The following is an 18552-nucleotide window of genomic DNA, read 5'->3' on the forward strand; positions in this document are numbered from 1 at the left end:
TAGATACTGATGGATTTGATGTTCTTAAAGGTATACTTGCAAAAGAAAACAAATCATTGGAAAAAAAATCTCTTAAAGATTTACAATTATTAGGCAAAGAAAAGCCTACATTGTTTGGTTTAGAAGACCGTTATTTTATCAATGCACTTATTGCCGACCCCCAAGGATTTGCACAAAGAGCTTACTTTAAAATTGACGGCATTCAAAAGGCCGAATCGGTTTATCAAGCAGATCCTGTTAATCAAACAACCACATGGACAATGTCTTTTTACTGCGGTCCTAAAGAAATTGCAGCTTTTGCGGTAGTAGATAAGCGTCTTGATGGTTCTCTTGATTATGGTTGGTTAGCTCTCTTTTCAAAACCATTACTCTATGCGCTTAATTGGCTCAATAAATTTTTGAAAAATTATGGACTAGCTATTATTGCTCTTACTGTTCTTCTTAAGCTTGCAATGGCACCGCTTACCTTTAAATCTGAAGCAAGTAGAAAGCAACAAGCTGAAATGCAGCGTAGGCTTAAATATCTTGAACAAAAATATAGAAATGAACCAGAAGAACTTAGCCGAGCTAAAGCTGAACTAATGACTAAGTTTGGTGTGTCTACTTTATTAACGCCTTTGGCAGTAGTTTTACAGTTTCCTATATTTATTGGTTTGAATCGCGTGCTTTCTAACTCAATAGAGCTTTATAAAGCTCCTTTTGCTTGGATACCCGATTTGTCTGCCCGTGACCCTTATTATATTTTGCCCGTATTATTTGGTGTTGGTATAGTTATACAGATGAGAAGCACCCAAGGGAGTGATCCTCGTCAAGGTCTCGTTACTCTGTTACTTGGCTTAGTACTAGCTGCTTTTACCTCTAACATATCAGCAGGTCTTGCCTTATTTATGGCCGTAAGTACTCTTCTTGGTCTAGCGCAAACCTTTATTATAAAGGCAGCAAAAGCATGATAGATCAAACTCCTTCGTTGATACTGTTGTTAAAACAGTTACAGCGAGTCCCTTATTTAGCTTCTAAAAACTTATATCGAGTTGCACAGTACTTTCTTGAGCTTGATGATGTAGCAGCTGAGCAATTTTGTAAAGTGTTACTCGATGCTAAAAGTAAACTGAGTAAGTGTACTCTTTGTTGGTCTTGGAAAGAAAATGACAAAAACTGTTATTTCTGCACTGCACCTAAGCGTGATCAACAAATAATTTGTGTTGTTGAAACATGGCATGATCTTATTGCTATTGAAAAAGCAGGCGGGTACAGCGGAGTGTATCACGTATTAGGTTCAGCTATTTGCCCCTTAGAAGGTATTGGTCCTGAAGATATAACTATTAAGCCACTTATCGCGCGTGTTCAAAGTGGTTGTAAAGAAGTGATCTTTGCTTTCAATCAAACGCCTGAAGGAGAAGCTACAGCAGCCTATATAGCTTCTAAGCTTCAAAGCTCTGGTATAACTATTTCATGCTTAGCTCAAGGCCTTCCTGTAGGCTCATCGCTTGAATATATGGATAAGCTAACGGTGTTTAAAGCACTTTCAGAACGAAGACCATTTTAAAAGAGAACAAACTCATAGACAAAAAAGCTCTCTTTTAAAGAGGGCTTTTTTATGTAACCAAAGAAAACATTTGAGCTTGTCTAAAAATAATTTCTATGGTACAATAAGAAAGCTGCAATACAGCAGCAAAACTATATCACTCACTAGTACTTAACGGGTGTTACAAGTACTCTCTCTTTTTTAAATACAATCAAATCTCTTTTTATTATGGAAAGGAAGTATCATGGTTTTAACAATGATCTCTCCTGCAATGCTGAGCATAATTGCTGCAGTTACTGGACTTTTAACGCTTGTGTTTGTAGCCTCTCGTTATAAACGTTGTCCCTCAAATAAAATACTTGCTGTTTTTGGTAAAGTGCAAGGCAACTCGTTTGTTCAATGTATTCATGGTGGCGGTGCCTTTGTATGGCCCTTAATTCAAGATTATGCTTTCTTAGATTTAACACCACGCACTATACATATACCGCTTAAAAGTGCTTTGTCGTTACAGAATATTCGTATCAATGTGCCTAGTACGTTTACTATTGCTATTGATACTTCTCCTGAATGCATGAATAATGCAGCTATACGCCTTCTTGGGCTAAGCAATCAAGAAATAGAGCTTATGGCAGTAGAGATTATTACTGGGCAAATGCGATTAACGGTAGCTTCATTAACTATTGAACAAATAAATCAAGACAGAGAAAGCTTTTTATCTGCTATTAAAAATCATATTGATCCAGAACTTAATAAAGTTGGTTTATCTCTTATAAACGTAAATATTACTGATATTACCGATGAATCTCACTACATTGAAAGTATTGGTAAAAAAGCAGCTTCTCTAGCAGTAAACCAAGCTAAAATTGATGTAGCTGAAGCTGAGCGTCGTGGTGAAAGTGGAAGAGCAGATGCTGAAAAAGAGCGTCGTATTTCTGTTGCTACCTACAATGCCCAAGCAGTTGAAGGTGAAAATGAAGCACAAGCACGTATAGCTTCGTTTAATGCAGATTTAGCTCAAAAAAAAGCTGAATATACAACTAAAGCAGAAGTAGCCGAGCAGACTGCTTACGCACATATTCAACATGCTAAAGCTCAAGCTGAACTCAAGCGCTTAGAAGCTGAGCAAATTGTTCCTAAAGAAATTGAAAAGCGTAAAATTGCTATTGATGCTGAAGCTACAGCTGAAAAAATGCGTCGTGAAGCTATAGGCCAAGCAGAAGCTATCTTATCTATTAGAAATGCTGAAGCAGAAGGTATTCAAAAAACACTTGATGCAAAAGCTGAAGGCTATACGCGTTTAATTAAAGCGTGTGGTAACGATGCACAAGCGGCAGCTACCATGTTAATGGTTGAAAAACTTGAACAAATAGTCAGCCTGCAAACTGAAGCTATCAAAAATATAAAGATTGATAAAATAACGGTATGGGATAGTGGTTCTGGTGATAAAGGTAGCTCAACTGCTAATTTTATGAGCAACATGGCAAAATCTTTGCCACCTCTTCATGAGGTTGCTGCTATGGCAGGTATTAATTTACCACAGTATTTAGGACAATTAAATCCTGAAACTAACACAGCAACAGCTAAAACAGAACACAAACAAGCTAAAAAAGAAAAAGAATTAGCGTAACTTTTCTAAAATAGTAAAAGATAAGAGCTTTTAGATAATTCTAAAAGCTCTTATCTTTTTGATTTTTTAGTCTATTAGAGCCCCTTGAGCTTGTTAAAAGCATTAGTGATCATTTTAAATACAGCATCAGCTTGAGGGTTATTAAGATTTTTATCTGGATGCCATTTAAGTCCCAAGGTTCTATATGCCTTGCTTATGTCAGCCTGGGATGCTTCTGGAGCAACATTAAGTATTTCTGCAGCAGAAGCGTCTTTGTAAAGGGCTAAGGCTTTTTGTGCGTCTTTAGGGTCAATTTGTGTTAAAGGTGTTCTTTTAATAACGGGTGCTAGTTTTCTGTAGTTTATTACTTTTGTGGTAATGTCGCTTTCTTTGACGTTGTTGCCTAGCGGGTAACCGCGCTCAGTTTTTCCTCTCAAGCCAAATAAAGGTCCTGATTGAGGGCCAAATACTAATTTGTTATTTTCAGCTGTTGCGCGAACATAGATGGTTTTACCAGGTGTAAACTCATACAAATAAACTGATAGAGGTTTATTTATTTGAGGCTCTTGTAGAGAGAGTATAAGTTGGTTTTTTTTGTTTAAATCAAGAGTTGCGTAGGTATACTTGGTAGAATCGAGCTTAAGTAAATCGTAATTTTTAGCTTCATCTTTAGGGTTGATTGTCGATTTACCTAAACTATAATAAATAGGGGTACTAAGCTTATTCCAAAGTTCAAAATTAGCATCAGCTTTGCCTGAAGAGCTATAAAAAAATAAAAGTGCCGTAGTTACAAGTAAATGAGATAGCTTCATGATTTCTCCGTCAGTTTATGTTAAAATTATAAAAAGCTCTTTTGTTTTAAATATGACAAATAGCATATGAATATGTCAATAATAAATAATAAGTTAACCCATATAACGAGAGACCTTTATGCATAAAGATTTTAGTATAGTAAAAAAACGACGCCAAGAGTTACTGCATGCCCTTAAAAAAGAGCATCCAGACAAAAAAGGTATAGTGCTTCTTTTTGGCGCTTTTGAACAAGAACGGTACCGTTTTCGTCAAGAAAGTTCTTTTTACTATTTAACAAATATAGAAGAGCCAGGTATAGCACTTACATTAGAACTTGACGGCATGGCTCAGGTGTATATACCACAATACAGTGAGTCGCGAGCTAAATGGGTAGATTCTTTTCTGTTAAATGCGTCGGCTAATGTACTTGCAAACATGGGTATTGATAAGCTTGAGCCGCTTGGTGAAGCTTGCAAGGGGTATGCACTTTCAAGTAATTGTAATACAGCTGAGTATACTCATCTACTTAGTTTTATAAAAAAACAGATTGCCCAAGGCAATACTATTTTTACCCTTTATTCAGGTGAAAATTATAAGGAGCAACGCTTAATTTTAAACAGCTTGTCCCTAGAATTGCCTGAACTTAAAAATAATGTAGTAGATATCAGTAGTATAGTTGCTAATATGCGCCGTACTAAAAATCAAGCTGAAATAGAGCTTTTATATGGGGCTATAGATTGTACTATGTCTGCTCATGAAGCGGCAGCGGTTATCATAGAAGCAGGTAAACAAGAATTTGAAATACAGGCAGGTCTTGAGTTTGTTTTTACGCAATCAGGAGCTCAACCCGCTTTTCCTTCGATAGTCGCTAGTGGTAAAAACGGTACTGTACTCCATTACACGCGTAATACAAGTACGCTTGCTAAAGGTGACTTGGTGGTTATAGACGCAGGTGCTGAGCTTGACTATTACTGCGGGGATATTACAAGAACCTATCCTATTTCGGGCACATTTACTAAAAGGCAACGAGAAGTCTATACTGTTGTGTTAGAAACGCAGCGTTATATAGAAGAATTGGCTAAGCCTGGTTTTTGGCTATCTAACAAAGAAAAGCCTGAAAAATCTTTGCACCACATAGCACAAGCTTTTCTAGAAAAGAAAGGGTATGGTAAGTACTTTACTCATGGACTAGGGCACTTTTTAGGTCTTGATGTGCATGATGTAGGAAGCTATACAGAGCCTCTTAAAGAAGGCGATGTGATAACCCTTGAACCCGGTATTTATATTCCTGAAGAAAGATTAGCTGTTCGTATTGAAGATAATTACTGGGTTGTTCAAGATGGCATTCTCTGTTTAAGCGAAGAACTTCCTAAAGATATAGAACTTGTGGAAGAAATGATGGTCGAATCTGATGATGAAGACTATGATTACGATGAAGATTATGATGACGAAAACTAAAAATAAAGAAGTTAATTAAAACAAAAGACAGGTGTAGCTACCAGCGTTAACTACACCTGTCTTTTGTTAGTTACTAGCTTTGTTTCGTATATATAAAATTAATAAAGTAGTAGCTAATCCTGCAATAAAAGCACCAGTAACACTCAAGGTAGGACTATAACTACCAGTAAGTCCAACTATAAGCAAAGCTAAAGTTGTTCCTGCAATAGCAGGAGTAACATAGCCAAACTGTGTAGCAATATGATCAAGGTGATAAGCCCCTGAGCTTGTTGAAGACATTACCGTTGAGTCAGCTATAGGTGATACAGGCCCTCCTGCAACTGCTCCTGAAAGTAACCCCCCCATAATGGGGCCCAGCAAAAAAGCTGATTGGGCATCAATTGGTAATGATTGTCCGGTAGCTGCCGTAATAATGGGCACTGCAAGCGGCATCATAATCATTATTGTTCCCCAAGCAGAACCAATAGAGGCTGCAATAATAAGTGCGGTAAAAAAGATCATTACCGGTAATAAAAAGGTGGGAATTGCTCCCAAAACTAAATGAGCCACGTATTGACCGGCTTTTAGATCATCTTTAAGTAAGCTGCTAAGTGTCCAGGCAAGAAGCAAAATAAATAAAGAATTTTTCATAAGCATAAAGCCACTAACGCTTATATTTTTAAAATTATGCAAGGTTAATTTTTTTTGTAAGGCTGCTATAAGTAGTGTCAGGCTTAGAGTGATTACGCTTGCAAAACAGAGTGAAAAAAAGATATTTGCCTGTTGTAACGCAGTGCCAAAAGTAGCATTGCCGCCTAGCATATGCCAATTACCCGAATACAGAAGAAGTGCAAATACCAAACCAATAAAAAGACCTATTGGCCCAAAAAAATCAATAAGAGAGCCTTTGTGGGCTGGATCTTGAGTTATTTGAACTACCAGCGGTTGTTTTCCGCCAAACAAGTTGCCCGTACGGTCGGCTTCATGCTCCTGTGCTTTCATACTGCCAAAAGAGATGGAACGTGCAACAATAAAAAATGCACTGGCAACTATAAAAAAGGGATAAAATAAATAAGCAATAGTATGTAGGTATACACTAAAAGGATCAGCTTTAATAAACGTTGTAAGGCCGGGTTGCTCAGAAACGCCTGCTGCTTGTAAGTTAACAAGTATCATTGCAGTCCAGCTAGAAGCAGGAATAATAACACATAAGGGTGCGCTCATGGCGTTAAGCAAAAAAGCTAATTTAACACGAGGTAGAGCAAACTTGTCCGTTAGGGGTCGCATAATACTTCCTACAACTAAACTGCTTAAATAATCATCAATAAAAAAGCACATTGAAAGAAGCAAGCATACAAACTGAGTTGCTTTTTTAGTATGTAATCTCCGTTGAAGCGTAGTAATATAGGCAGCAATGCCACCAGAATGGGTTATAAAAGAAATAATTATCCCGAGTGTTATTAAAAAAACAAATGTATAAAAATGATCAGGTGAACCTAAAGGACACCAAATCTTTTGTATATCTGTTTCTCTATAAAGACGACAGACTATAAGCTCCACTGTTGCTACAGGAGAAAAAGAGGTAGCTAATGCTGCAGCACTAACAATGCCAGTTGCTAAAGATAAAAGAACGTTGCGCGATATAAGAGCAACTATAAGAACTAACAGGGGTGGAAAAAGTACAAGCCATGCAGGCATAAAAACTCCATAAGTATAAGTTAAGAGTAGCGTAGTATTAGTGTGGCTTAATAAGCCAATTGTTGTAAATAGAAGGGTTAAAAAAGCTGTCAATACAGCAGAATAGGATATATGCGCTAGGAGCGCTTGAGAAATACGTAAACAAGAAAGTAAGTGAGAAAGTTCTGCATAAGATACTAAAAGTAGAGTAAAAATAAATAAAATAGAGTTATTAATAAGTGTAGCAAAAAGAAGCCAAATTGCAAGACAAAGAGATTCTTTTATGCTATAATAACTAAAAACAGAATATATTAAACTAACTATAAGTTAGGCTGCATTTGACGATTTTGCAGTTTTTTTGTTAATATAGAATATAAAGAGTTTCTTACTAATTTCTAATTTTACTTTTTTGAAGACAAAGGTTTTCTCATGGCTGATATGAATAAAGCATACTTCTTGCGTAAAGAAGATCAGAGCCCTCGCTGGCGCGTTATCGATGCACAAGATCAAATTGTGGGTCGTTTAGCAACTCAAATAGCAGATGCTCTTCGTGGTAAAGATAGAGCTAACTATACACCGCACAGTGATGCTGGTGACTACGTTGTAGTACTTAATGCTAAAGGTCTTAAGTTAAGTGGCAATAAAATGGACCAAAAGATCTATGAAACCTATAGTGGTTGGATCGGTAACAAAAAATATATCACTGCTAAGCAAAAAATGGCAAAAAACCCAGCTGAAATTATTGAACTAGCTGTTAAAGGTATGTTGCCAAAAACCAAGCTTGCACGTCAACTTCTTAGAAAGTTACGTGTGTATGTAGGTGCTGAGCATCCTCATGCAGCTCAAATTGCAGGATTTGCTGAGTAATTCTTAAATCCAGAGCAAGTGCAAAGTTATAAAAAAAAAGCCGCTTTTAAAAGCGGCTTTTTTGCATATCAAGTATTAACTATTTTTAAAAACCAAGAAGAGTAAATATGTCTCGGTAAGTCAGGTAGACAACAAGTGCCATTACAAGCAACCACGTAGCATAGTGGATTTTATAACGAGTCTCATCTTTTAATGGTTTACCTATAAGAGCTTCAATGGTAAAGAATAATGCTTGACCACCGTCAAATATAGGTAATGGCAACATATTAAATACCGCTAAGTTTATACTAATAAATGCAAGCATAAATAAGCATACTTTATAGCCCCCTTTAACGCAGCTTGTTACTTGAGCTATCAGCATAAGTGGACCACCAAGACTTGCTTGTGCTTTTTTAAAGCCTTTAAAGATACCAAACAGCTCTTTAATCATATTCCACGTGGTTTGCCAGCCTTCAGAAAGCGCTTGGCTTAAAGAAACTGCAGGTGTATGCCAATAAACACCAAGTAGCGGTGTTGCTGCCTTATTGGCAATAGGGGCTGCAAGTTCTAGGGTAAGTGTTTGTTTTACGCCGTTACGTTCAATTTCTACTGGTGTTTGCTTGCCCATAAGCGGAGTAAGTTTTTCCGTTACTTGCTCTATAGTAGTTACTGGTTGATTATTAATGCTGATTATTTTATCATAAGGCTTAAAACCTGCTTTAGCTGCAGGCAAATTTTCTGCTACAGTATCAATAAAAGGAGCTCTTGTTTTACAAGTAGAGCCAACACAAGGTCCACCAACATAAAATAAAAAGCTTAATGCGGCGTAAGCAAATACTAAATTAAATAAAATGCCGCCAAACATAATAAGCATTTTTTGCCAGTAAGGCTTTTGATTAAAAGAGCGCTCGTCAGTACTGTTAGCATATGCTTGTTCTCCTTGACCAACTTCTGCTGATCCAGCCATTTCTACATAACCACCTAAAGGAATAGCTGATATAACAAAGTCTGTGTCCCAGATTCGCTTTTTAAATAAGCGAGGGCCAAATCCAATAGAAAACGAAGGAGTATGAACGCCAAATAGTTTAGCAAAGATAAAATGTCCTAATTCATGAAAAAATATAAGAAAACAGACGCCCAAAAGCGCTATAATAATTGAAGGCAAATTGTAAATAAGCATAAGTAAATCCATCGGGCATTCTCCTTGATAATTTGACAAATAAGATATTTTATGTTTTACTGCAATGATAACTTACCCAGTCTAATAATGCAAGTATATTTTCCGCTTTATTCTTTTCACTTGAAAAAATCAACAAAAAAGTTATACTATTAATAATTCCCCATATTCGTTTATCAAGTACAACCATATCGGATAAACTCAACGGGACCTTTGTCCTCATTTTTGTGGATATATACATTTTGAATTGTAGCATAGGTAATAATCCTGTATACTAATAACATTAATATGTTCAATTTAGTTTTTCTTACACGTATGATCGTTTATAAAACAAATCATCATACAGAAAATGAGAACACAAAAATTGTAGACACACAAAATTAAGAGACTAATTTCTTAAAAATAATTTTTTAACTATTTATACCGTAGGTGGTTAGGTATGCCGACAATTAATCAGCTTGCTCGCCATGAGCGTCCAAAAGCTAAAACAAAATCGAAAAGCGCAGCTTTAAAAGGGGCTCCTCAGGCGCGCGGTGTATGTACACGTGTTTTCACTACTACACCAAAAAAACCAAACTCAGCGTTACGTAAAGTAGCACGTGTTAAGTTATCAACAGGTATAGAAATTACTGCTTACATCGGTGGTGAAGGCCACAACTTGCAAGAGCACTCCGTGGTACTTGTACGTGGTGGAAAAGTAAAAGATTTACCTGGTGTGAAGTATCATATTGTTCGTGGTGCACTTGACTCAGCTGGTGTTGAGAAAAGAAGACAAGGTCGTTCACTCTATGGCGCTAAGCGTCCAAAGAAATAGGAAGATAGTATATGCCAAGGCGTAAATCCGTAAACTTTATTCGCTCTGTAGGTCAAGACCCACGTTATGGCTCAGAGATAGTTCAAAAATTAATCAACGTTGTAATGTGGCGTGGCAAAAAAAATGCTGCACGCACTATAGTGTATGATGCAATGGAAATTCTTACTAAAAAAGTTGGTGGAGAACAGGAAAAAGGTCTTACTTATTTTCTTAAAGCTCTTGATCAAATTATACCAGCAATTGAAGTTCGTCCTCGTCGTGTAGGCGGTAGCGTATACCAAATTCCTATGGAAGTTCAGCCTCATCGTGGTCGTGCTTTAGCTATGCGTTGGTTAATACATGCTGCTGCTTCACGTCCTGATAAAACAATGGGCCTTCGCTTAGCTCATGAGCTTCTTGACGCTCATGAAGGACGTGGTACTGCAATTAAGAAAAAATTTGATATGCATAAAATGGCAGAGTCTAATAGAGCATTTGCTCATTATGCATGGTAACAAAGGAATTGTATGAGTAATCCGCTAGAAAAATACAGAAATATAGGTATCGCAGCACATATTGATGCTGGTAAAACTACGGTTACTGAACGCGTACTTTTCTACACAGGTATTTCCCATAAAATTGGTGAAGTTCACGAAGGTGAAACGACTACCGATTGGATGGAGCAAGAAAGAGAGCGGGGTATTACTATTACCTCAGCAGCTGTTGCTTGCTCATGGAAAAACTACTACATAAATATTATTGATACCCCAGGCCACGTTGACTTTACTATTGAAGTAGGTCGTTCATTGCGTGTTCTTGACGGTGTAATCGCTGTATTTTGTGGTGTAGGAAGTGTACAACCTCAATCAGAAACTGTATGGCGCCAAGCAACTCGTTATAAAGTGCCGCGCATTATCTTTGTTAATAAACTAGATCGTATTGGTGCTGATTACTTTAAAGTAATTAAGGATGTAAACCACAAGTTACGTGATGGTAATGCCATTGCTATGCAACTTCCTGTTGGAGCATCTGATGAATTTACTGGTATTATTGACCTTCTTACACAAAGAATGGCTACTTTTAGTGGTGCTGAAGATAAAGGCTCAGTAGTCTCTTGGACCGATATTCCTGAAGAATATAAAGATCAAGCTGAAGAACTGCGTTTAAAAATTGTTGAAAGAGCAGCAGACTTAGATGATGTTTTAGCAGAAAAGTTTTTAAACGAACAAGAGATAACTCTTGAAGAAGTTAAAGCTGCTTTGCGTAAAGGTACTATAGAACGTAGGGTAACACTTGCTTTTTGTGGTAGCGCATTTAAAAACAAAGGTGTACAATTACTATTAGATGCAGTAATTGATTATTTACCGTCACCTATAGATATTCCAGCTGTTATAGGAACTCTTCCGGGCAGTGAGGAAACAGCTGAACGTGAACCAGATCCTAAGGCACCATTTTCTGGACTTATTTTTAAACTTATGGCTGATCCTTATGTGGGTATATTAAACTTTGTACGCGTTTACTCTGGTGAATTAAAATCAGGCTCTTACGTATATAATAGTACTAAAGGTACCAAAGAACGGGTAAGTCGTTTAGTTAAGATGTTTGCTAATAAAAAAGAAGAAATTGATATTCTCAGAGCGGGCGATATCGGTGCAGTAGTAGGTGTTAAAGATGCTTCTACTGGTGATACCATCTGTGATGAGGCTCATCCTATAATTCTTGAAAAAATTGACGTACCTATTCCAGTTATTTCAGCTTCAGTTGAGCCGAAAAACAAAGCAGATTACGACAAAATGACGCAAGCATTAAGAAAAATGACTCAAGAAGATCCGTCCTTCCATTTTACGTTTGATAAGGAAACAAATCAGACAGTTATTAAAGGAATGGGCGAATTGCATTTAGAAATAGTTGTTGATCGCTTGAAACGTGAGCAAAAAGTAGAACTGGTACAAGGTAAACTACAAGTAGCGTTTAAAGAAACTATCCAAAAGCTAATCGAGGTTGAAGGTAAATATATCAAGCAATCCGGTGGTAAAGGTCAGTACGGTCACGTATGGTTGAAAATGGAACCCCTACCTCGCGGTACTGGTTACCAATTTGAAAATAAAGTTGTTGGTGGATCTATTCCTCGTGAATTTATTCCTGCTGTACAAAAAGGTCTTGAAGAAGCAATTAACACAGGTGTGTTAGGTGGTTATCCTGCAGTTGATATGAAGATCAGTTTAACTGAAGGTTCATATCATGATGTCGATTCCTCTGAATTGGCGTTTAAAATGGCTGCTAGTATGGCATTTAAAGCTGGTATGGCTAAAGCTGACCCAGTGCTTTTAGAGCCTATTATGAAAGTAGAAGTTGAAACACCAGATGAGTATATGGGCGATGTAATGGGTGATTTAAGCTCACGCCGTGGTCGTATATTAGGTTCAGAGTCTAAAGTAGGTACAACTATTGTACTTGCTGAAGTACCACTTTCAGAGATGTTTGGCTATGTAACAGTGTTGCGTTCGATGACTAAAGGAAGAGCAAGTTCTACAATGGAATTTGAATGCTACCGTGAAGTGCCAAAACATGCTCAAGAATTAATTTTAAAAGCTGTATAATAAATCGTTTTAATAACTTAAGTGTTGTCCGGAGATAACGATGGCAAAAGCTATATTTGAGCGCAGTAAGCCTCATTTAAACACGGGTACTATTGGGCACGTTGACCATGGTAAAACTACATTAACCGCTGCAATTACCAAAGTTCTTGCAGACCAAAATAAAGCTTGGGCTGAAGCAAGAAGATTCGATCAAATTGATAATGCTCCAGAAGAAAAAGCACGTGGTATTACTATTGCTATTTCTCACGTAGAATATCAAACAGCTAATCGTCACTATGCACACGTAGATTGTCCTGGTCACGCTGATTATGTTAAAAACATGATTACCGGAGCAGCTCAAATGGACGGAGCTATTTTAGTGGTATCAGCTGCTGACGGTGCTATGCCTCAAACACGTGAGCATATCTTGCTTGCGAAAAACGTAGGTGTACCTGCACTTGTTGTGTTCTTAAACAAAGTAGATATGGTTGATGACACTGACATGCTTGAAATGGTTGAAGAAGAAATTCGTGAACTACTTACCAAGTATGGCTTTCCTGGTCAAGAAATACCTATCGTTCGTGGTTCAGCTGTTAAGGCTCTTAACGGTGATCAAAGTGAAATAGGCTCACAGGCTATTATGAAATTAATGGACGCTGTTGATTCTTATATTCCACAACCACTTCGCGAAATTGACAAACCATTTTTAATGGCTGTTGAGGGTGTATTCTCTATTCCTGGACGTGGTACTGTAGCTACAGGCCGTATCGAACGTGGTAGAGTTAAAGTTGGTGAAGAAGTTGAACTTGTAGGTTTTGGCGATAACAGAAAAACTACCGTAACTGGTGTTGAAATGTTCCGCAAAGAACTTACTGAAGGTCAAGCTGGTGATAACGTAGGTCTTCTTCTGCGTGGTATTAAAAAAGAAGAAATTGAACGTGGCCAATGTCTTACTAAAGTTGGTACAATTACTCCGCATAAAAAATATAAATGCGAGCTTTATGTACTCGGTAAAGATGAAGGCGGTCGTCACAGTCCGTTCTTTAATGGCTATAGACCTCAGTTCTACTTCAGAACAACAGACGTTACTGGTATCGTGACACTTCCAGAAGGTCGTGAAATGGTTATGCCTGGTGATCATGTGAGTGTAACTGTAGAGTTAATTGCTCCGATTGCTATGGAAAAAGACCAACGCTTTGCTGTTCGTGAAGGTGGAAGAACTGTAGGATCTGGTATTGTTACAGAGATTCTTGACTAATTATAGGTTGATACATGAAAAAACAGAAAATTCGTTTAACGCTCAAATCATACGATCATCAATTGTTAGACAAAGCGGTTAAGCAAATTGTATTAACTGTTAAAAGGACCGGGTCCCATATTATGGGACCTGTGCCGATGCCTAACAAACAACGTATTTTTACTGTATTGCGTTCACCGCATATTGATAAAAAATCACGTGAACAATTTGAGCTTACCACGCACAGACGTATTTTAGATATTGTTGCACCCTCAGACGCTACTATGGATGCGTTGATGAAACTAAATATTTCATCAGGGGTCGACGTTGAAATTAAGTGACAGAGAAAGGTCAGTTAAATGGTAAATGGTCTCTGGGGTAAAAAAATCGGTATGACCCAGATTTTTTCAGATGAACAAAAAGTTGTTCCAGTTACAGCAATTGATGTTTCTCATTGGTTTGTTACTCAAATAAAAACCCTTGAAAAAGATGGTTATGCTGCAGCTAAAATGGGACATCTTAAAAAGAAGTATACTGGAGAAGTATTCTCTCATGATTGGCTAAAACAACCTAATAAGTATTTTAGTGCTTTCAAAGAAGTACGTATTCAAGATGCTGCATCTGACTTAACTGTAGGTCAGCCCGCAGATGTAGCCGCTATTTTAAATAAAGGCGATAACGTAGATGTATTTGGTATCACTAAAGGTGCTGGATTTCAAGGTGTTGTTAAACGTCACGGATTTTCTGGTGGACGAGCAAGCCATGGTTCAACCTTTGGACGCTTTACAGGATCGTTAAGCTTTATGAGAAGTCGTGGTCGTGTTATTAAAGGTAAAAAAATGCCTGGACACATGGGTGTCGATCAACAGGTGATGAAAAACCTTGAAATTGTAAGAATAGAACCCGATGCTCATGTAGTATTAGTAAAAGGTTCCGTTCCTGGTAAATCAGGTACGTTATTATTTATGAGAAAGAGTAGGTAAGCAATGGCAGTTAAAAATGCTGACGGAACTATGCTTGCTCAAGTTATTGCTCCTCAAGATTTACAACTTTCACCAGATCAACAAGCTCTGATAGCGCCTGAAGGGTTATCCCAATGCGTACGAGCACTGATGCAAAATTGGCGTCAAGGAACAGTAGCCTGTAAAGGTCGTTCTGACGTGGCTTTTTCAAATAAAAAGCCTTGGAAACAAAAAGGAACTGGTAGAGCACGTGCAGGTTCTCCTCGCTCTCCATTATGGCGTAAAGGTGGTGTAACTTTTGGACCACAACCGCGTGTTAGAACACTAACGGTGCCTAAAACTCTAAGACGTGGTGTATGTAATACATTGCTTTGGAATTATTTAAATAATGAAAAAGTAATGAGTTTAAATTGGGTTGCTCAAGAAGCAGCACCAAAAACAGCTCACGCATTTAATGCTCTTAAACAAGCAGGACTTGCTGATAAAAAAGTACTCTTGTTTGTAACTAATTATGATGCGGCTACCCATGCATCTTTTAATAATATTTCCAATGTAAAGATGCTGTTATTTGATCAAGCAAATGCTTATCATTTGGCAAGCGGTGATTACTGGGTATTTTTAAACAAAGACATGGATGCCTTTAAAGAAATGGTCAGCGCATGGATTTGACATTATATGATATCATCAAAGGTCCTCGTATAACTGAAAAAGCTTACCAGCTTAATCAGAATTTAAAACAATTAGTGCTTGAAGTTCACATGCATGCTAATAAAGCTCTTATTGCTGAAGCGTTAAAAAAACTTTTTAACGTAGAAGCTGATAAGATACGCATTGTTCTTTCAAAAGGCAAAAATCGCCGTGCTGGACGTCATAAGATCACAGGTAAAGACAGAAAAAAAGCCATTATTACTCTTAAAGAAGGCTATTCTGTTGATCTTATGGGACTTTCTCAGTCTGCAGCAGAAAGACATGAGCAAGCTCAATCATCAAGCAGTGGAGCATAAAGGTAAATTATGGCTATTGTAAGCAGAAAACCGCGCAATCCGTCGTTGCGCTTTCAAACATATGTCGATACTAGCGACTTAACTAAAAAAGCACCTGAGCGTAGTCTTACTAAAGGATTGAGCAAAAAAGGTGGCAGAAACGCTTATGGTCGTATTACTGTACGCCATCGTGGTGGTGGTGCTGCACGTAAGTATCGTTTGGTAGATTTTAATCGTTATGAACGTGATGTAACTGGCAAAATTACTGCTGTTGAATACGATCCAAATCGTAACACACGTATAGCATTAGTGTTTTATCAAAATGGTGCAAAAAGCTATATTTTAATGCCTCAAGAGCTTAAAATCGGTGACGTAGTAGCTGCTGGTAAAAACGTAGAAGCAAAAGTAGGAAACTGCTTGCCTTTACGCAATATCCCTGTTGGTTTTACTGTTCACAACGTAGAAATTAAGCCTGGATCAGGTGGTAAATTTGCTCGTAGCGCAGGTACTTCGGTGCAATTAATGGCTAAAGCCGATAATTATGCAACCTTAAGAATGCCTTCTGGTGAAATGCGCATGGTGCACTTGGATTGTTTTGCTACCGTAGGTACGTTGAGCAACCCTGATCATAAGAATATTTCTATCGGTAAAGCGGGTCGTACTCGCCGTTTAGGTATTCGTCCTACTGTACGTGGTATGGCTATGAACCCTGTAGATCACCCTCATGGTGGTGGTGAAGGTCGTTCTAAGTCTGGTTCCCACCCTGTAAGTCCATGGGGTAAAGGCGCTAAAGGTACTCGTACTAGAAGACGTAAGAACCCATTGATTTTAAGAAGAAGAAGACCATAATTATTAGTATAAAGGTAAACTATAATGGCTCGATCTGCTAAAAAGGGACCTTTTGTTGATGACTCACTTTTAAAAAAAGTTGAGCATGCTCGCGCAAGCACCAAAAGGGACGTTATTAAGACCTGGTCTCGTCGAAGCATGGTAACACCAGATTTTGTTGGTCTTACTATTGCTGTACATGATGGGCGTAAATTTGTTTCTGTTTTTGTAACAGAGAACATGGTAGGTCACAAATTAGGTGAGTTTGCTCCGTCTAGAACGTTTAGACTACATAGTGGTCAACGTAAAGCGGGAGCAGCTGGAAAATAATCTCAAAAATTGTATAATAGTATAGTATAAGGCATCGTATGGATAAACAGACAAAGGTCAAACAGGCGTCATCAGAGAATTCTGATAAAGTACAGTTTGTAGCGAAAGCTCGCTATATTCGATACTCGCCTTATAAATTAAGACCTATAGCTGACGTTATACGTGGCAAAGATGTAGTGTACGCCTTAAATTGGCTTACTACTTATCGTACGCAACGTGTAGAACCGATCAAAAAAGTACTTGAATCAGCAGTAGCTAATGCAAAAAATCTACAAAACGTAGAAACATCAGCTCTTGCTATTAAAGAAATACGTATTGATCAGGGTCCAATTCATCGCTATTTTAAGCCAGGTGCAATGGGTCGTGCAATGGTTCAGCGTAAACGCATGAGCCATTTAAGTGTTATTTTAGAACCTAAGAACTAAGAGGCGTAGTGTGGGACAAAAGGTTAACCCGATAGGGTTTAGAATAGGCATATACCGTGATTGGAGCTCCCGTTGGTTTGCTCGTCGCCAAAATTATGCAGAATTGCTTTTTGAAGATTTGGAAATTCAGAAATATATTCGAAAAGCATTACCTGGTGCTGAAATTTCAACTATTGAAATTGAAAAAGCTGGTGATAATCTTCGTGTTATTATTCACTCCGGTCGTCCAGGTGTAGTAATTGGTAAAAAAGGTCAAGAAATTGATTCTTTACGTAAAGATCTAGCTCGCCTATTAAAGCGTACAAACGTTGAAGTATCTGTTCAAGAAATTAAAACTCCTGAACTTGATGCTACTATCGTTTCCAAAACTATAGCTGAGCAGTTAGAAAAACGAGCAAGCTTTAAGAAAGTCATGAAAAAAGCCGCTACAGCTGCAATGAAAGCTGGAGCACTTGGCGTAAAGATTAGATGTGCAGGCCGACTTGGTGGCGCAGAAATCGCACGTGATGAATGGATTCGTATAGGATCAACTCCTTTGCATACTTTGCGATCTGATATTGATTATGGATTCTCCGAGTCACATACTACTTATGGCGTTATTGGCGTTAAAGTATGGATCTGTCGCGGCGAATACAAATTAGTATAAGACTTTATTAGCTTCGAGAGATTAAATCATGTTAATGCCCAAAAAAATAAAGTACCGTAAAGTACAAAAGGGAAGAAAAGGCGGTTTATCTAAAGGCGCAAGAGATGTTGCTTTTGGTGAATTTGGCCTACAAGCAGTGGAAGCTGCTTGGTTAACAGCACAGCAAATAGAAGCTGTGCGTGTAACTATTTCCCGTAAATTGAAAAAAGTTGGAAGACTTTATTTAAGAGTGTTTCCAGATAAACCAATCACTAAGAAACCTGCTGAAACTCGTATGGGTAAAGGTAAGGGTAACGTAGAAGGTTGGGTAGCTGTAGTTAAAAGAGAACGCGTCATGTTTGAACTTGGCGGTCTTGATGAAGCAACAGCTAAACAGGTATTTAAAGCAGCAGCCTACAAGCTGCCGATGAAAACCAAGTTCGTAAGAAGACCTAGTGCTGATATATCAGTAGTAGAGACTCAAGTAGAACATACTGTAGAGCAAAACAATGAGTAAAGTAAATACAATGAAAAAAGAGCTTCAAGGGCTCGCTGCTCAGGATCTTGCTGTAAAAGTTGATGCATTGCAACGTGAGCTTTTTAGCTTGCGTCTCCATACAGCAACCTCACCAGTTAAAGATAACACGCAATTTCGTAAGCTGCGTAAAGACATTGCGCGTGCGTTAACGTATTTACGTCAAAAAACGTCGCAATTAGGTTAATAAAGGCA

22 protein-coding genes are annotated in these 18552 nt (G+C 37.9%); 19 read left to right on the plus strand and 3 right to left on the minus strand.

Annotated elements, in window-relative coordinates; all coding sequences use genetic code 11:
- The 3 genes from yidC to H0X48_04395 form a co-directional block, all read left to right on the plus strand.
- Positions 1 to 950 (plus strand): membrane protein insertase YidC (gene yidC, locus H0X48_04385; protein MBA3954526.1); only part of this gene is annotated, 950 nt, incomplete at its 5' end.
- Positions 947 to 1546, plus strand: a complete 600-nt coding sequence (gene recR, locus H0X48_04390; GenBank protein ID MBA3954527.1) for a recombination protein RecR — start codon at positions 947 to 949, stop codon at positions 1544 to 1546. The genes yidC and recR, both read left to right, overlap by 4 nt.
- A gap of 223 nt (positions 1547 to 1769) precedes the next feature.
- Positions 1770 to 3152 (plus strand): flotillin family protein, encoded by a 1383-nt coding sequence (locus H0X48_04395; protein MBA3954528.1) that lies wholly within the window; start codon positions 1770 to 1772, stop codon positions 3150 to 3152.
- Positions 3153 to 3226: 74 nt separating this feature from the next.
- Here H0X48_04395 and H0X48_04400 read toward each other — a convergent pair whose 3' ends face one another.
- Complete coding sequence (locus tag H0X48_04400; protein MBA3954529.1) at positions 3227 to 3943, minus strand: J domain-containing protein; 717 nt, start codon at positions 3941 to 3943, stop codon at positions 3227 to 3229.
- A 118-nt stretch (positions 3944 to 4061) separates the two neighbouring features.
- On the opposite strand from H0X48_04400, the gene H0X48_04405 reads away from it, so the two are divergent.
- Complete coding sequence (locus H0X48_04405) at positions 4062 to 5381, plus strand: aminopeptidase P N-terminal domain-containing protein (protein MBA3954530.1); 1320 nt, start codon at positions 4062 to 4064, stop codon at positions 5379 to 5381.
- Positions 5382 to 5447: 66 nt separating this feature from the next.
- Here the strand turns inward: H0X48_04405 and H0X48_04410 are convergent, their stop codons facing one another.
- A complete protein-coding gene (locus tag H0X48_04410; GenBank protein ID MBA3954531.1) occupies positions 5448 to 7058 on the minus strand; it encodes a hypothetical protein in 1611 nt (536 codons plus the stop codon).
- A 417-nt stretch (positions 7059 to 7475) separates the two neighbouring features.
- Between H0X48_04410 and rplM the strand changes: the two genes are divergently transcribed.
- Positions 7476 to 7904, plus strand: coding sequence for a 50S ribosomal protein L13 (gene rplM, locus H0X48_04415; protein MBA3954532.1), 429 nt, complete (start codon positions 7476 to 7478; stop codon positions 7902 to 7904).
- 85 nt (positions 7905 to 7989) lie between these two features.
- On the opposite strand, the gene H0X48_04420 is transcribed toward rplM, so the two are convergent.
- Entirely contained in the window at positions 7990 to 9075 is a 1086-nt protein-coding gene (locus tag H0X48_04420) for a site-2 protease family protein (protein ID MBA3954533.1), read from the minus strand.
- A 424-nt stretch (positions 9076 to 9499) separates the two neighbouring features.
- Here H0X48_04420 and H0X48_04425 point away from each other — a divergent pair, with 424 nt between their 5' ends.
- The 14 genes from H0X48_04425 to rpmC are packed head-to-tail and all read left to right on the plus strand — an operon-like array spanning position 9500 to position 18544.
- Positions 9500 to 9874, plus strand: coding sequence for a 30S ribosomal protein S12 (locus H0X48_04425; GenBank protein MBA3954534.1), 375 nt, complete (start codon positions 9500 to 9502; stop codon positions 9872 to 9874).
- Positions 9875 to 9885: 11 nt separating this feature from the next.
- Entirely contained in the window at positions 9886 to 10368 is a 483-nt protein-coding gene (gene rpsG, locus H0X48_04430; GenBank protein MBA3954535.1) for a 30S ribosomal protein S7, read from the plus strand.
- Positions 10369 to 10380: 12 nt separating this feature from the next.
- On the plus strand, positions 10381 to 12453 hold the full coding sequence (fusA, locus tag H0X48_04435; protein MBA3954536.1) for an elongation factor G: 2073 nt from the start codon (positions 10381 to 10383) through the stop codon (positions 12451 to 12453).
- 40 nt (positions 12454 to 12493) lie between these two features.
- Positions 12494 to 13690, plus strand: coding sequence for an elongation factor Tu (gene tuf / locus H0X48_04440; protein MBA3954537.1), 1197 nt, complete (start codon positions 12494 to 12496; stop codon positions 13688 to 13690).
- 14 nt (positions 13691 to 13704) lie between these two features.
- Positions 13705 to 14010, plus strand: a complete 306-nt coding sequence (rpsJ, locus tag H0X48_04445) for a 30S ribosomal protein S10 (protein MBA3954538.1) — start codon at positions 13705 to 13707, stop codon at positions 14008 to 14010.
- 18 nt (positions 14011 to 14028) lie between these two features.
- Entirely contained in the window at positions 14029 to 14652 is a 624-nt protein-coding gene (gene rplC, locus H0X48_04450) for a 50S ribosomal protein L3 (protein MBA3954539.1), read from the plus strand.
- A 3-nt stretch (positions 14653 to 14655) separates the two neighbouring features.
- Entirely contained in the window at positions 14656 to 15300 is a 645-nt protein-coding gene (gene rplD, locus H0X48_04455) for a 50S ribosomal protein L4 (GenBank protein ID MBA3954540.1), read from the plus strand.
- Positions 15291 to 15635, plus strand: coding sequence for a 50S ribosomal protein L23 (gene rplW, locus H0X48_04460; GenBank protein MBA3954541.1), 345 nt, complete (start codon positions 15291 to 15293; stop codon positions 15633 to 15635). The genes rplD and rplW overlap by 10 nt, the downstream gene beginning before the upstream one ends.
- Before the next feature lie 9 nt (positions 15636 to 15644).
- The gene (gene rplB / locus H0X48_04465; GenBank protein MBA3954542.1) at positions 15645 to 16463 is read left to right on the plus strand and encodes a 50S ribosomal protein L2; all 819 of its coding nucleotides are present in this window, start codon (positions 15645 to 15647) and stop codon (positions 16461 to 16463) included.
- A gap of 24 nt (positions 16464 to 16487) precedes the next feature.
- Entirely contained in the window at positions 16488 to 16772 is a 285-nt protein-coding gene (gene rpsS / locus H0X48_04470; GenBank protein MBA3954543.1) for a 30S ribosomal protein S19, read from the plus strand.
- Between the two features lie 38 nt (positions 16773 to 16810).
- Positions 16811 to 17197, plus strand: coding sequence for a 50S ribosomal protein L22 (gene rplV, locus H0X48_04475; GenBank protein MBA3954544.1), 387 nt, complete (start codon positions 16811 to 16813; stop codon positions 17195 to 17197).
- 10 nt (positions 17198 to 17207) lie between these two features.
- Positions 17208 to 17843 carry a 30S ribosomal protein S3 gene (rpsC, locus tag H0X48_04480; protein MBA3954545.1) on the plus strand — a complete coding sequence of 212 codons (636 nt, stop codon included), beginning with the start codon at positions 17208 to 17210 and terminating at the stop codon, positions 17841 to 17843.
- A 28-nt stretch (positions 17844 to 17871) separates the two neighbouring features.
- Entirely contained in the window at positions 17872 to 18339 is a 468-nt protein-coding gene (gene rplP / locus H0X48_04485) for a 50S ribosomal protein L16 (GenBank protein ID MBA3954546.1), read from the plus strand.
- Complete coding sequence (gene rpmC / locus H0X48_04490; GenBank protein MBA3954547.1) at positions 18332 to 18544, plus strand: 50S ribosomal protein L29; 213 nt, start codon at positions 18332 to 18334, stop codon at positions 18542 to 18544. Before rplP ends, rpmC begins: the two co-directional genes overlap by 8 nt.
- Positions 18545 to 18552 lie beyond the last annotated feature (8 nt).

It is taken from the genome of Candidatus Dependentiae bacterium (genome assembly GCA_013821315.1).
Classification (GTDB): Bacteria; Babelota; Babeliae; order Babelales; family Babelaceae; genus JACDHA01.

Coding starts and splice junctions, on each gene's coding strand:
- recR (MBA3954527.1), top strand. CDS start 947: ATGATAGATCAAACTCCTTCGTTGATACTGTTGTTAAAACAGTTACAG.
- H0X48_04395 (MBA3954528.1), top strand. CDS start 1,770: ATGGTTTTAACAATGATCTCTCCTGCAATGCTGAGCATAATTGCTGCA.
- H0X48_04400 (MBA3954529.1), bottom strand. CDS start 3,943: ATGAAGCTATCTCATTTACTTGTAACTACGGCACTTTTATTTTTTTAT.
- H0X48_04405 (MBA3954530.1), top strand. CDS start 4,062: ATGCATAAAGATTTTAGTATAGTAAAAAAACGACGCCAAGAGTTACTG.
- H0X48_04410 (MBA3954531.1), bottom strand. CDS start 7,058: ATGCCTGCATGGCTTGTACTTTTTCCACCCCTGTTAGTTCTTATAGTT.
- rplM (MBA3954532.1), top strand. CDS start 7,476: ATGAATAAAGCATACTTCTTGCGTAAAGAAGATCAGAGCCCTCGCTGG.
- H0X48_04420 (MBA3954533.1), bottom strand. CDS start 9,075: ATGGATTTACTTATGCTTATTTACAATTTGCCTTCAATTATTATAGCG.
- H0X48_04425 (MBA3954534.1), top strand. CDS start 9,500: ATGCCGACAATTAATCAGCTTGCTCGCCATGAGCGTCCAAAAGCTAAA.
- rpsG (MBA3954535.1), top strand. CDS start 9,886: ATGCCAAGGCGTAAATCCGTAAACTTTATTCGCTCTGTAGGTCAAGAC.
- fusA (MBA3954536.1), top strand. CDS start 10,381: ATGAGTAATCCGCTAGAAAAATACAGAAATATAGGTATCGCAGCACAT.
- tuf (MBA3954537.1), top strand. CDS start 12,494: ATGGCAAAAGCTATATTTGAGCGCAGTAAGCCTCATTTAAACACGGGT.
- rpsJ (MBA3954538.1), top strand. CDS start 13,705: ATGAAAAAACAGAAAATTCGTTTAACGCTCAAATCATACGATCATCAA.
- rplC (MBA3954539.1), top strand. CDS start 14,029: ATGGTAAATGGTCTCTGGGGTAAAAAAATCGGTATGACCCAGATTTTT.
- rplD (MBA3954540.1), top strand. CDS start 14,656: ATGGCAGTTAAAAATGCTGACGGAACTATGCTTGCTCAAGTTATTGCT.
- rplW (MBA3954541.1), top strand. CDS start 15,291: ATGGATTTGACATTATATGATATCATCAAAGGTCCTCGTATAACTGAA.
- rplB (MBA3954542.1), top strand. CDS start 15,645: ATGGCTATTGTAAGCAGAAAACCGCGCAATCCGTCGTTGCGCTTTCAA.
- rpsS (MBA3954543.1), top strand. CDS start 16,488: ATGGCTCGATCTGCTAAAAAGGGACCTTTTGTTGATGACTCACTTTTA.
- rplV (MBA3954544.1), top strand. CDS start 16,811: ATGGATAAACAGACAAAGGTCAAACAGGCGTCATCAGAGAATTCTGAT.
- rplP (MBA3954546.1), top strand. CDS start 17,872: ATGTTAATGCCCAAAAAAATAAAGTACCGTAAAGTACAAAAGGGAAGA.
- rpmC (MBA3954547.1), top strand. CDS start 18,332: ATGAGTAAAGTAAATACAATGAAAAAAGAGCTTCAAGGGCTCGCTGCT.